Origin of the sequence: Fictibacillus sp. 23RED33 (assembly GCF_015903925.1) — a bacterium.
GTDB lineage: Bacteria > Bacillota > Bacilli > Bacillales > Fictibacillaceae > Fictibacillus > Fictibacillus phosphorivorans.
Genome location: NZ_JACZDX010000005.1, coordinates 171091 through 184567 on the forward strand (window position 1 = coordinate 171091; position 13477 = coordinate 184567).

The following is a 13477-nucleotide window of genomic DNA, read 5'->3' on the forward strand; positions in this document are numbered from 1 at the left end:
ATAAAAAGGCCCCCCCGATGAGGCCTTTTTTATTTAGATTTATATTCTTTACAGAGGTTTCGAAGTTCAGCGAGTACAGACATCGTTTCGTCTTCTGTATATACGGTTGCTCCTGATGCTCTCGGATGTCCACCACCATTGAATTTAGTTGCGATCTTATTAACTACAGGACCCTTGGACCTTAATCTTACTCTGATCTGATCTGGTTCATCCACAAAAAACACCCACGCTAACAAGCCTTCAACATGTGAAAAAGAATTCACTAAAAGGGATGCTTCACCTGCTGACGTGCCGAACTTTTTCAATGTATCTTTTTTTAAGTGGATATACCCTACGCAATTATCAACAATTGAAAAGTTTTGAAGAACATAACCGTTCAACCTCACAAGTTTCTCAGAAATTTTATATAGATTTTCGTGAATTTCTGATGGCGAGAATCCTGTCTCTAATAACGCCGCTGTATAATGATGAGTCTTCTGAGTCGTATTTGAAAACAAAAAGCGACCAGTGTCCCCAATAATACCAGCATAGATAAGTCTTGCTGCATGTTCATCAAGCTTAAGTCCAGACGTTGCTCCGAAAAGATAAAGATCCATTATCATCTCAGATGTAGAACTTGCTTCAGTATCCACCCAGATTAAATCTCCATAAGGATCTTCGTTAGGATGATGATCAATTTTAATAATAAAATCTCCAAGTGAATACCGATGATCACTGATACGAGGTGAGTTTGCTGTATCGCAAATGATGACTAAAGCACCTTTGTAAACATCGTCTTCTATGACATCCATTGTATTTAAGAAGGTAAGACCCGCTTCCTCTTCCCCTACAACATACACTTCTTTTTGAGGATAGCTCGCCCTAAGGATCGCTGAAAGCCCACCTTGTGATCCAAGCGCATCTGGGTCTGGTCTGACATGTCGATGAATGATTATTTTTTCATACTGTTCGATTACTTGTAAGATTTGTTCTTTCATAGCAGACTCCTTTTAGATGTCGTTGTGGCAATTATGGTTTTAAACGTTTACAATATAGTGGAGTAAATACGTGGGGGAATTTTCAATGCCTATTTTTATTATCCTAATTATACTTTCTTTTGCTCTATATGTGTTCTATAAAGTTTCTGAAGTACGTGCAAAAGAACCATTCTTAAAGCGCTGGACAGGCACAAAAGCAAAAATGGCACTCGGTTCATTCTTAGCTTCCTTCGGTCTGAACGAACTAACAGCAGTTGAAGGACGTGTACAGCTTTGGGTGGCACTAGTCTTTTTAATTTACGGAATCGTTCTTTTAATCATGAATTATAAAATGTACAAGCATTTCCTTACGCTTGCACGTGAAGAAGCACAGAAAAATTAAATACGTATGGATAAAAAGTCCCTGCAGGAGGGACTTTTTTTTATGAACGATGATCAAGAAGTTGTGCCATCATCATTGCTTTTCCAACAATCTTTCCATCATGATGGATTTCCACATCTACTTTTCCAAATTTCCGACTCACTTCAAGCACTCTTGGAATCAGTTCGATATCACTATCAATCTGTACAGGCTTAATATAGTAAAACGTTACGTTCTCCACAACGAGGTCGCCTTTTTTAATTTTTCTGAGTGCTTTCCGTGCGGTTTCAGTAACGATGGTCATCAATACACCATATGAAACAGTACCTAGGTGGTTGGTCATCTGCGGTGTAATTCTACAGAAGTACGTAACCTCGTTATCCACCTTTTGTTCTTTTAACTCTGTAGTTATCAAATCATCAAAGGTCGCGCCCACTTGAGGCTGCTTTTGCATCATTTGCATCGCTTTTAATACATCTTGCCTTGTTAAGATTCCGATCAGTTTATGAGAAGTTCCGATAACAGGGAGCAGTTCGATCCCTTCCCAGATCATCATATGAGCACATGCTGCAACAGATGTTTTTTCCGTAACGGTTAAAGGTGCACGAGTCATTACTTTTTCAACCTGCATGGAAACAGGAACACCTATAATGTCTTTAGAAGTGACTACACCTGTTACGCGATTGCCTTGATCGACTACCGGATAACGACTATGCATCGTTTGTTGATTCAATTCGTGCCAACGCTGCACTTTATCATGTTGATAAAGATAATGCGTCTCATCGACCGGAATTAAAATATCAGAAGCTAAAACGATATCCTTCTTGATCAAACGGTCATGAATCGCTTTATTTATCATTGTCGCAACAGTAAAGGTATCATAGCTCGTAGAGATAACAGGAAGTTCAAGCTCGTCAGCGAGTCTTTTCACTTCTTCTTCTGTATCAAAGCCGCCAGTAACTAAGATTGCACTCCCTGCTTTCAGTCCAAGTTCATGCGCGTTCACACGGTTACCGACGATCAACAAACTCCCCGCATCAACATAGCGCATCATCGCTTCAAGTTTCATAGCTCCGATTACAAATTTGTGCAGCGTTTTATGAAGACCAGCGCGCCCGCCTAGTACTTGTCCTTCAACAATATTTACTACTTCAGCAAACGTTAACTTTTCAATATTACTTTTTGCTTGTCTTTCGATACGTATCGTACCAACACGTTCGATCGTGCTTACGATCCCCTGGTTTTCAGCTTCTTTTATCGCTCGATAAGCTGTTCCTTCACTAACGGTCAGATCTTTTGCAATTTGCCGAACGGAGATTTTTGATCCGACATCAAGGTCCAAAATATGCTGTAGTATTTGTTCATGCTTGGTTAGCATTACGTTCACCGTTCCTTCTACCTGTATCTATCTGTTTTATCACTTTGACTAATACAGATTATACAGGCATTAGAACAGAAACTCAACTTTCCATGTGTATCCTTTTTTTCATTTTTGAATCTGAAGCTATACTTTGCTTTTTAACAGCCCTTTTTGGAGCCGTATCCTTTTTAAACAATAAGCTGACCAAAAGCATACCGGCAAATCCTATCCAAGCTACTGAAAAAAGTTGTTGCAGAAGCGGGCCGTCAAACGATATAACAGGTATCGCTACATAGAAAAGCACCAACAACATTAATACTTTTGCCATTTTTTCTTGTCTCATAAAAAACACAACCTCCCTTACTATCATTGGTATGCATAGAAAGGGAGGTTAGAATCATTATACGCTTATACTTTCGCCGCTTTGGAGCACTTTTCCTTTGTTTCCAAGTTTAGATGTGAATGAGGTTTCTGGATCTTGTTCAATCACAGGAAACGTATTGAAATGGATTGGAACGGTCACCTTTGCACCGATCCACTCTGCGGCAATCAATGCATCCTCTGGGCCCATTGTGAAATTGTCACCAATAGGCAAGAAAGCAATATCTGGTTTTGCAAACTCTCCGATTAATTTCATATCTGAGAATAGAGCTGTATCTCCTGCATGATATAGCGTTTTTCCATCATGTGAGAATAAAATTCCCGCTGGCATTCCCGTATATACGACCGTGCCATCTTCTTGTGAATAGCTTGATCCATGAAAGGCTTGAGTGAACTTCACTTTTCCAAAATCAAATGTTCGGCTTCCTCCGATATGCATAGGATGTGCCTCTACGCCGAGTGTTTGCATGTACTCAGCAAGTTCAAATGGCGCAACGACCAAGCTGTTATTCGCTTTTGCGATCTCAACTGTGTCTCCTACATGATCGTTATGGCCGTGTGTTAAAAGAATCACATCAGCTTTTACGTCCTTAACATCGATCTTAGCTTGTCCATTTCCATTAATAAAAGGGTCAATCCAAATGGAGTGTTGATCTGTTTGAACTTCCAGTACGGAGTGTCCGTGAAAAGTCACTTTCATATTTACATGCTCCCTTCTCAAATAAACGCTGAAATACCTTACTTCCATTACATACCCTATTATAGAACAGAAAAAAAGTCCGATTCCAGAGAAAAGGAATATTGGACTTTTTCGTTTGTTATCTTTTAGTTAGATTTTAGAATAGATACGGCATCTTTATAATCTAGTTGATGCGCTTCAGCAACCGCCTTATACGTTACAAATCCATCTAACGTATTAATACCTTTTAGTAGAGCTTCATTATCTAAACACGCTTTAACATAACCTTTGTTTGCGATTTGAAGAGCATACGGTACTGTAACGTTAGTCAGACCAATCGTCGAGGTTCTAGGGACAGCGCCTGGCATGTTAGCTACAGCATAGTGAAGAACACCATGCTTTTCATATGTTGGATTATCATGTGTAGTGATTCGATCAACCGTTTCAAAAATTCCACCTTGATCAATGGCAACATCTACGATTACAGCCCCTGGCTGCATGCCTTTAATCATCTCTTCGGTAACAAGTTTAGGTGCCCTTGCTCCAGGAATTAAGACAGCCCCAATAACTAATGCTGACTCTTGAACGGCGAGAGCTATATTTAACGGATTGGATATGAGCGTATTGATCTCAACACCAAAGATATCATCGAGCTGACGAAGACGTTCTGGGTTTAAATCGATGATTGTTACATCTGCTCCTAGACCCATAGCAATTTTAGCCGCATTCGTCCCGACTACTCCGCCTCCGATAACTGTTACTTTGCCGCGTCTTACACCAGGAATTCCACTTAGGAGGATACCTAGACCGCCTTTTGGCTTTTCTAAAAATTGTGCTCCTATTTGAGCAGCCATTCTTCCTGCTACTTCACTCATCGGTGTAAGCAAAGGTAGCGTTCCGTTTGGCAACTGAACCGTTTCGTACGCAATACCCACTACTTTATTATCTGTTAACGCTTTCGTTAGTTCCGGCTCTGGTGCAAGATGTAAATAGGTGAACAAAATTAAACCTTCACGGAAGAAGCAGTACTCCTCAGGAAGCGGCTCTTTTACTTTCATGACCATGTCCATCGACCAGGCTTGAGTTGGTGTTTCAACGATAACACCACCAGCACTTTCATATTCTTCATCTGTAAAACCTGATCCGATCCCTGCGCCTTTTTGAATAAAGACCTCATGACCTGATGCCACAAGGTTCAATACTCCTGCTGGTGTCATCGCTACACGATTTTCATTATTCTTTATCTCAGTCGGTATACCTATTTTCATGTTTCAACCTCCTTTATATCACATGGAAATTTTTTCATTATTCTATAGTTAACATACCACCAAAAATTCAAAATAAAAAGTTGAATTTTATTTGAATATGAACATAGTTAAGACAGCATTAAGATGCCCTAAATGGGAAAAGAACATTCTAGTTTTTAGTATCGAGAAAATTCTAAAGCTGCTAAAAATCAGAGCAATCTTTTTTTAGTACACAAAAAAAGGATAGCTCGACTATACGAACTATCCTTTCTTCAGTTATGAGAGACTTTCTTCTTCATCTAACTTTGTTCTTTGCTGTCCTTGATCTACTTTATCAACGATTCCGCTTTGATAAGCTTCTGTTATCTGCTGATGAACAGTCATTTCACCTTCAGCATCATATTCAAGCTGTTGATTGGGACGTTTTTCATTCTCCATCATTCTTTCCTCCTTCACTTGCAAGACTTTAACCATAGTTTTAGTCTTCTGAGGAAAGTTCATTTGAGCTAATTATTGGAAACGGCCATTCTTGATTGTGCTGCATCAATCTGCTGGCGAACGGCTTCGAAGCCTGTTCCACCTTCAGAATTTCGTCTTTCTACAGCAGTTTTTGGAGATAGCGCATCAAACAGATCATTTTCAACGAGCGGACACCATTCCTGATATTCATCCAAAGATACATCAAGAAGGTAGCAGCCTTTTTGAATACATTGAAGGACCATCTGCCCCACTAATTCATGTGCTTCTCGAAATGGAATTCCTTTTTTCGCTAGGTAATCAGCAAGTTCTGTAGCATTAGAAAAGTCTTGATGAACGGCTTTATTCATCTTATCAACATGAATCTTTACTTCATTCATCATGCCCGTCATGATACTTAAGCATCCTTTTACTGTTTTTACCGTATCAAAAACAGGTTCTTTGTCTTCTTGCATGTCTTTATTGTATGCAAGTGGCAATCCCTTCATTAAGGTAAGTAGGGAGATCAACGAACCATATACTCTCCCACTCTTCCCACGAATCAATTCAGCCATATCAGGGTTCTTTTTTTGCGGCATCATGGAGCTACCTGTAGTGAAGCTATCACTGATCTCGATGAACCCGAATTCTTCTGAAGACCAAAGGATCAGTTCTTCACAAAAACGAGACAGATGCATCATGATCATTGATGCGTTGCTGCAGCATTCAATCGCAAAATCTCGATCACTCACTGCATCCAAGCTATTGAGATATTTATCTCTGAATCCTAGTTCGTTCATTGTAATGTTGCGGTCGATATCAAATGTTGTTCCCGCTAAAGCCCCAGCTCCAAGAGGCAAAATATCACTACGCTTAAGACTATCTTGCAGTCTTCCTTTATCTCGATCAAGCATCCAGAAATATGCTAAAAGATGATGAGCAAATGAGACGGGCTGAGCACGCTGAAGATGTGTATACCCAGGGATGATCGTCTCTACATGTTCTTCTGCAAGATTCAACAGAGATTTTTGCAGTTCTTCTATATGATCCATGATCAATATCGTTTCTTCTTTAACATACAGATGGAAATCTGTTGCTACTTGATCATTTCGACTTCTTGCCGTATGAAGTTTGCCGCCATCAGACCCAATTTTGTCTGTTAATAATTTTTCAAGGTTCAAATGAATGTCTTCATATTTAACTGAATAAGTAAGCTCCCCTTCTTCCACTTCAGACTGAAGAGAAAGCAAACCATTCTTAATATTTTCATAAGCACTCTTATCAATTATCTTACATTGGAAAAGCATCTTAGCATGAGCCAGACTTCCTTTAATATCTTGACCGGCCAATTGCTGATCAAAAGAGATGGATGCTCCAAACTCATCTACCCATTCTTCAGGCTGTTTTGAGAAACGTCCTCCCCACAACTTCTTCACACTTTCACCTCATTTTTTTGAACCATGCTGCTTACTTTTGTAGGAAGTCCCCATAAAGAGATGAATCCTTTCGCAGCTGTATGATCAAAAGCATCGTCTGATGTATATGTTGCTAGTTTTTCGTCATAAAGGGAATAAGGTGATTTTCTTCCTTCGACGATCGCATGACCTTTAAAGAATTTAACTCGTACCGTACCTGTTACATGTTTTTGTGTTTCATCTAAAAAGGCTTTTAATGATGCATTTAGCGGTGAGAACCATAAACCTTCATATATCAGTTCAGTCATCTTCTTTTCAATAATCGGTTTAAAGTGAGCGACTTCTTTAACTAGTGTTAGATCTTCAAGCTCTTTATGTGCTTTGATTAGTGTTGTTGCCGCTGGGCATTCGTAAACTTCACGGGATTTTATTCCTACTAATCTATTTTCGACATGGTCGATTCGTCCAACACCATGAGCGCCTCCCCATTCGTTCAACTGATTTATCAGAACATCTAATGTAACATTCTGACCGTTCAGTGAAACAGGTACACCTTGTTCAAATCCAATTTCGACGACCTGCGGCTCATTTGGCGTATGTTCAAGAGCAACAGTCATCTCATAAGCTTCTTCTGGCGGAGCAGCCCACGGATCTTCTAAGATTCCACATTCATTGCTTCTTCCCCATAGATTCTGATCTATTGAGAACGGATTTTCCTTTTTGATCGGTACAGGAATATCATGATCTTTCGCATATTGAATCTCTTCTTCTCGCGACCAGCTCCACTCACGAACTGGTGCTAGAACCTCAAGATCAGGTGCTAGTGCAGCGACAGAAACTTCAAAGCGGACTTGGTCGTTTCCTTTCCCGGTACATCCATGAGCAACTGCTGTAGCTCCATATTTCTTAGCTGTTTCTACTAGCTTTTTCGCGATCAACGGTCTGCTTAATGCAGAGATAAGTGGATATTTCCCTTCATATAATGCATGTGATTGTAGAGCGACTAATGCATATTCATCAGCGTATTCCTTTTGAACATCAAGTACGATCGATTCTGATGCTCCGATTGATAACGCCTTTGATTGTATAAAAGGAAGGTCTTTTCCTTCCCCTACATCCAAGCATAATGCAATGACTTCGTATCCTTTATCCGCTAGCCACGGAATCGCAACAGATGTATCTAACCCTCCAGAATAAGCTAAAACTACCTTTTTCCCCATATGAAATCTCTCCTTTTGTTATAGACAAAAATGAATATTTATTTATTTTTATACATTTTTGTTTATAAAAATACCATTTATGATAGTTCATACTATAACAAAAACATCACAGGGATTGCAAGGTTATTCTTTAAAATGAATAAAAATAACATTTGATTTTTAACTACCATCAACACCCACCCTTTTGTACAATAGGATTAGAGGTGATTTCAGTTGCAGAATGACTTTGTTTGGGATGAAAGACTTGGAATCTTTGTTCCACATTTAGATAAAGCGTGGGAAAAGTACGATACATCCACTCAAGAAGCAATCATGTTGCATTGGGAAAGGATCAGAGGAAGAATTCCGGACCGAATCGGAGAGATCGAACGGAAAATTAACGAGCTGCAAGATCAATTATCGACTGAAGAACATTTTGAGGTCTCTTGCGAATTGAACAACAAAATCGCGAGCCTCGCTTCTGTCATAAACGATCTTTGGTTATGGTATCGATTGAATCAGAGTATAACATCCAAAATACACGATTAATTAAGGGGAATGCATATATGGTTCTCCTGATTTATTAGAAGTCTTCACATAAACAAAAGAGGATGCAAATGCATCCTCTTTTTTTGGGCTGTTTTCGTATACAATGTCACTCTTTGAATGTAGTTGATGTCTACTCTTTAGCAAACAGCTTTATTTTTTTAGCTGTTGAACAACATGTGACAGCTCGGGGATGATCAATTTTTCCATGCCCAGTTTTACAGCACCTGACGAACCAGGGAGTGCAAATATCGCTGTCCTATCCTTAACTCCCGCTACTGCTCTGCTTAGCATCGCACCAGATCCAATATCTTCTGTATAACTTAACATGCGAAAAAGCTCACCAAAACCATTGATCTCTTTATCAAACAAATAGGATAACGATTCGATCGTTACATCTCTAGAAGCTATCCCTGTGCCTCCATTAAAAAGCACAACATCAATGTCTTCGTTCTGTATGCCGTATTCTGCAGCATCTCGTATAGACTTCATATCATCTTTTACAATTCTATATTCAGAAATCTTATGATGATTTTTCTCTAAAAAAGAATGTATCAATTTGCCGCTCTTATCTGTTTCTTCATTACGTGTATCACTAACGGTTACGATCATGCATCTAACAACTTCTGGAGCTAGAGCTTTATGTTCTTGAACACTCATGAATGCAACACCTGTTTCTTAATATTTTTCGTAAAGATATCTTTTTTGATAAAACTTGTGTGCAATTTCTGTAATCTTTCTCGACTGTTGATAGTTCATAATAGCACCCAATGCCATACCGAAGATCGGCAGACCTTGAGTGAGCTTCTTTCTGAGAAGGAGAATTGCCATCATCTTCACAGCTTGCTGTATCGGATGAGACATCCAGGACACATCTGCAATCACATCTTTTCCTGCATAAAAAATCGGATCTTCTTCCTCTCTGATCTCAACCATCAGTTCGTCCCACTTTTCCTGCTGAAAACGCTTTGGCATCGTGGCTGCATGATAGACTTTTAAGGAGCGCATCATTTCTGCAGGTCTTTGTATATCATATCCATAGTGCATCGCGATAGATTGCACAGAGCGAATTCCTAGAGCAACCATTGCAGGCAGGTCTGTACCTAAGAAGAGAAGTCCTCCTGTACCTGCGAGTCCTCCTTGAGAGAATGACAACAGTCTGTTTCTTGCGATCTGCTGGTCTGCCATATAAGACAACTGATCGATCGAACACTTTTTCAGATCTTCAATTTCAAAGATATCGTCTCTAAAGACTCTAGCTTCAGACAACAGCCTTTGCTTCGTATCCAGTTGGAATTGTGAATTCTGAATAAGAGCATGAATATGAAACAGTGCAGAATCAACATACTCTCCTATCGTCTCTTGCATCTCGTCTGGAAGAAGGTCCATCTGCCTTGTTGCCCATTTTTCGTAAGTACGGCCAAAATCCGTTGGTTCATATGTAAAAAAATCTTCTTCCCACGCATTAATGTCCTGCCAGATCTGTTCTTCACGCTCTGTTAGTGCCATACATATCCTCCTTTAAAACCTTTTAAATAGTGTAGTACAAATTACTCTTAAAGTAAAAAATCTGGAGTGATCAAACTCACAGAAAAGGATTTTTCCATTCCATCAATAAAGCATGGTTAGACGATTCTTCATCCTCTAAATAATCTGGAATAAGCATCAACGGATTTCTTCCACAGCGCATTAGAAACGAGATGACCGGATCATATAGCTCTCCACTGATCACTTTATCAGCATACTGTTGAGGAGAAAGAACATGGGAGTGCTGAGAAAATCCCGGCATCCTTCCGCCACCTAGCAATCGCTCCAATTTAAGGTGAATGACCGTTTCGTACAAAGCCTGCATAAGAAGCTTGCCTAAATTTAATTTCCGATAGGATGGCCGTATACAAATATCTACAACATAAAGAGTATTCCCATTTTGATCATGATTCGTAATATAGCCATTACTGGTTATCTCTTCCCACGTATGCTGCGGATGTTTTAAATCATATTCAACGAGCAAACTCGTTATGGATCCAGCAATAACTCCATCGATCTCTACACATAGTGCGCCGTTTGAAAAAAGTGAGGTATGATTATGTAATTGTTCTTCATTCCATAATAATTCTTTTGGAAACGGAGGAGGAAAGCTTTCTTTTTGAATGGCAAGGAGTTCAGCAAAATCTTTTTGTTCATAATTTCGAACGACAGCCTTTACATTTCGATTGTTCAAGTAAAGATATTGTTCCTTTATGTACATTTTCGGCCACCCTCTTTTACAAACTGATCGTTATTTATTTACTCATTAGATGGTTTACGCTAAACGACTCCATATTCCTCCTTACACTTGCATATCTAAGCATAAAAAAACAGCCTTTTCCGGGGGAAAAGACTGTCTCTATCACTACATCGCATAGCGCATTGTATCACGCGCGATCATTACTTCTTCATTTGTAGGAATAACGATAACTTTTACTGGTGAGTGAGGATAGCTGATGAATGCCTCTTTACCACGAACTTGGTTAAGAGCAGGATCCCAATATACTCCCATGAACTCTAAGCCGCGAAGTACGCGCTCACGTACAGCTGTACTGTTCTCACCGATACCAGCAGTAAAGATGATCGCGTCGATTCCAGCCATTCTCGCTGCATAAGATCCGATATATTTATGGATACGGCTAGCAAAAACTTCTAAAGCAAGTTCAGCACGTTCGTTTCCTTTTTCTGCTTCACTTTCAATGTCGCGAAGGTCAGAGGAGAACCCAGAAACTCCAAGCATTCCACTCTTATTGTTCAATACATTAATTACTTCTTCAGCGCTTTGACCTGTTTTTTGCATGATATAAGGAATCAATGACGGGTCAATGTTACCAGAACGAGTTCCCATTGTAACTCCTGCTAAAGGTGTGAAGCCCATAGATGTATCAATCGATTTTCCACCTTCGATCGCTGCGATACTTGCACCGTTACCTAAGTGGCATGATAATAGACGAAGTTGTTCAACCGGACGTCCAAGGAGCTCCGCAGCTCTCTCTGAAACATACTTATGACTTGTTCCATGGAATCCGTATTTACGAATACCATATTCTTCATAATACTCGTAAGGAAGGCTGTATAAGAATGATTTTTCAGGCATGGACTGATGGAAAGCCGTATCAAAAACAGCAACTGCTGGTACGTTAGGCAACACGTTCTTGAAAGCTTTAATTCCAACAACATTCGCTGGGTTGTGTAATGGGGCAAGATAAGAGATCTCTTCAATCTCATGTAAAATCTCATCTGTGATCAGAACAGAGTCGTTAAACTTCTCTCCACCATGCACAACACGATGACCAATTCCTTCAATCTCATCTAGAGAAGAAATGATGTTATGTTTTACTAATTTATCTAAAAGCATAGATACTGCTTCTGAGTGATCTTGGATATCTTTAATTTCTTTTACTTTTTCACCGTTAACTTCGATTGTGAAAACTGAGTCATTTAATCCGATACGTTCTACAAGTCCTTTAGTCAGTACTTCTTCTTCAGGCATTTGAAGCAACTGAAATTTTAAGGACGAGCTTCCGGCGTTAATTGCAATAATTTTAGCCAAAATAGCCATCTCCTTCATATTCAATGAAATAGTAGGGTGTGAACTCACACTTCCATCTCACTTGAAACTATAATCCTTCCTTATTTAAACATTGACCCTTATTAATATCAAGGTTGTAAAACGCTTACACCTTATATTCATGCAATTCAGACTTGAATCCGTTTGCAATTCCATGAAAAAAACAGCATAGGATAGACCCACGCTGTTATTTTTCACGTTCCCACTCTGTTTTAAACCACTCATTAATCTGTTCCATAACATTTCCTAATCCACTTTTATTTGAGAAGGATGGAAGCTGAGCAAGCATCGCTTGTTTAGGCTTGATCGCACCTTCTCCATTCTTTTGAAGAATCAGGATACTTTTCGCATGTACGGAGGACTTGAATAATGATTCAGGTAGCTGAAGAAGACCAAGTACGGTTACTGTTTCCTTCATCCAACTTTTGAATAAGTCCGCTTGTTCACTTTCAAACAGATTGTTTGGCACGATAAAAATCCCAATGCCAGTTTCTTTCAAGTGATGAACCGCTTGCTCGATGATTAAGTGATGTGCATAAGTATGTCCTTCTTTTTCATGAACTTTAAAGGCTTTAGCGGCTTCGTCGTCTGGATAATATCCTACAGGCAAGTCGGCTACTACAACATCAACAGGATCAGCATAAAGCGGTTTGATCACATCTTGATGAAAGAGCTCTAACTTATGCTTTTGGATATTCGCATTGACCCAAGCTAATCGCAAAAGAGTTTCATCCACTTCTACTCCAAACGAAACACACTCTTTGTCTTTCAACTGGTTCATTACAGCTGTTAGCAAGTTCCCTGAACCAACTACAGGATCTAACAACGTAAGATTCTCGGATTGTTTCATGAATTTTTGAACAAGATATCCAGCGAATAATGCAACCGCATCTGGTGTCATCGCATGGTGTGGTTGTACAGCTTCTTTCATGCCTTTAAGTACAGCCAACTGGAAAGCCTTGCGCGTTTCTTCTTTACCGAATTCTGTAACGTTCACTTTTTTGTATTCATCTGTTAACACAGTTGTTAATTCTTTCGGGTATTCTTTTGGTATCTCCTGAAAGAACAGGTTTTCTCCTGATTCCACAAGAGCGTCTAAATAAGGCAGTTCAAGTTTATCCTTAATTGCCGTCGCTGTATTGTCGAGAACAACAAACAGCTTTTCTACATCTTTAAAAGAACTCATATTTAGCTTCCTCCTAAGTTTTCACAGGAAACATTTTAGCAAACTACGTACAGGATATACAATCATTAACTT

At 39.4% G+C, this 13477-nt stretch carries 15 protein-coding genes; 2 read left to right on the forward strand and 13 right to left on the reverse strand.

Annotated elements, in window-relative coordinates; genetic code table 11:
• Positions 1-29 precede the first annotated feature (29 nt).
• A complete protein-coding gene (locus IHV09_RS16760; protein ID WP_197264994.1) occupies positions 30-977 on the reverse strand; it encodes a DHH family phosphoesterase in 948 nt (315 codons plus the stop codon).
• An 85-nt stretch (positions 978-1062) separates the two neighbouring features.
• Here IHV09_RS16760 and IHV09_RS16765 point away from each other — a divergent pair, with 85 nt between their 5' ends.
• Positions 1063-1359 carry a YtpI family protein gene (locus IHV09_RS16765; protein ID WP_197131588.1) on the forward strand — a complete coding sequence of 99 codons (297 nt, stop codon included), beginning with the start codon at positions 1063-1065 and terminating at the stop codon, positions 1357-1359.
• Positions 1360-1399: 40 nt separating this feature from the next.
• On the opposite strand, the gene IHV09_RS16770 is transcribed toward IHV09_RS16765, so the two are convergent.
• From IHV09_RS16770 to IHV09_RS16800, 7 genes are all read right to left on the reverse strand, one after another.
• Positions 1400-2716, reverse strand: a complete 1317-nt coding sequence (locus tag IHV09_RS16770) for a DRTGG domain-containing protein (RefSeq protein ID WP_197265024.1) — start codon at positions 2714-2716, stop codon at positions 1400-1402.
• A gap of 82 nt (positions 2717-2798) precedes the next feature.
• Positions 2799-3041 carry a hypothetical protein gene (locus IHV09_RS16775; RefSeq protein ID WP_197131591.1) on the reverse strand — a complete coding sequence of 81 codons (243 nt, stop codon included), beginning with the start codon at positions 3039-3041 and terminating at the stop codon, positions 2799-2801.
• 57 nt (positions 3042-3098) lie between these two features.
• Positions 3099-3779 (reverse strand): metal-dependent hydrolase, encoded by a 681-nt coding sequence (locus tag IHV09_RS16780; protein ID WP_197264995.1) that lies wholly within the window; start codon positions 3777-3779, stop codon positions 3099-3101.
• 125 nt (positions 3780-3904) lie between these two features.
• Positions 3905-5026: an alanine dehydrogenase gene (gene ald / locus IHV09_RS16785; RefSeq protein WP_197189570.1), complete on the reverse strand. Its 1122-nt coding sequence runs from the start codon at positions 5024-5026 to the stop codon at positions 3905-3907.
• Positions 5027-5281: 255 nt separating this feature from the next.
• Positions 5282-5443, reverse strand: a complete 162-nt coding sequence (locus IHV09_RS16790) for a hypothetical protein (RefSeq protein WP_197264996.1) — start codon at positions 5441-5443, stop codon at positions 5282-5284.
• A gap of 68 nt (positions 5444-5511) precedes the next feature.
• Positions 5512-6897: an argininosuccinate lyase gene (gene argH / locus IHV09_RS16795; RefSeq protein ID WP_197131603.1), complete on the reverse strand. Its 1386-nt coding sequence runs from the start codon at positions 6895-6897 to the stop codon at positions 5512-5514.
• Entirely contained in the window at positions 6894-8096 is a 1203-nt protein-coding gene (locus tag IHV09_RS16800) for an argininosuccinate synthase (protein ID WP_197131605.1), read from the reverse strand. Before IHV09_RS16800 ends, argH begins: the two co-directional genes overlap by 4 nt.
• A 213-nt stretch (positions 8097-8309) precedes the next feature.
• Between IHV09_RS16800 and IHV09_RS16805 the strand changes: the two genes are divergently transcribed.
• Positions 8310-8624, forward strand: a complete 315-nt coding sequence (locus IHV09_RS16805) for a hypothetical protein (protein ID WP_197264997.1) — start codon at positions 8310-8312, stop codon at positions 8622-8624.
• A 150-nt stretch (positions 8625-8774) separates the two neighbouring features.
• On the opposite strand, the gene IHV09_RS16810 is transcribed toward IHV09_RS16805, so the two are convergent.
• The 5 genes from IHV09_RS16810 to IHV09_RS16830 form a co-directional block, all read right to left on the reverse strand.
• The gene (locus IHV09_RS16810) at positions 8775-9281 is read right to left on the reverse strand and encodes a MogA/MoaB family molybdenum cofactor biosynthesis protein (protein ID WP_197131611.1); all 507 of its coding nucleotides are present in this window, start codon (positions 9279-9281) and stop codon (positions 8775-8777) included.
• Positions 9282-9299: 18 nt separating this feature from the next.
• Positions 9300-10130, reverse strand: coding sequence for an EcsC family protein (locus tag IHV09_RS16815; RefSeq protein WP_197189572.1), 831 nt, complete (start codon positions 10128-10130; stop codon positions 9300-9302).
• Positions 10131-10206: 76 nt separating this feature from the next.
• The gene (locus IHV09_RS16820) at positions 10207-10869 is read right to left on the reverse strand and encodes a GNAT family N-acetyltransferase (RefSeq protein WP_197131615.1); all 663 of its coding nucleotides are present in this window, start codon (positions 10867-10869) and stop codon (positions 10207-10209) included.
• A 144-nt stretch (positions 10870-11013) separates the two neighbouring features.
• The gene (locus IHV09_RS16825; protein WP_137788653.1) at positions 11014-12201 is read right to left on the reverse strand and encodes an acetate kinase; all 1188 of its coding nucleotides are present in this window, start codon (positions 12199-12201) and stop codon (positions 11014-11016) included.
• 205 nt (positions 12202-12406) lie between these two features.
• Complete coding sequence (locus tag IHV09_RS16830; RefSeq protein WP_197264998.1) at positions 12407-13405, reverse strand: class I SAM-dependent methyltransferase; 999 nt, start codon at positions 13403-13405, stop codon at positions 12407-12409.
• Positions 13406-13477: the final 72 nt, after the last annotated feature.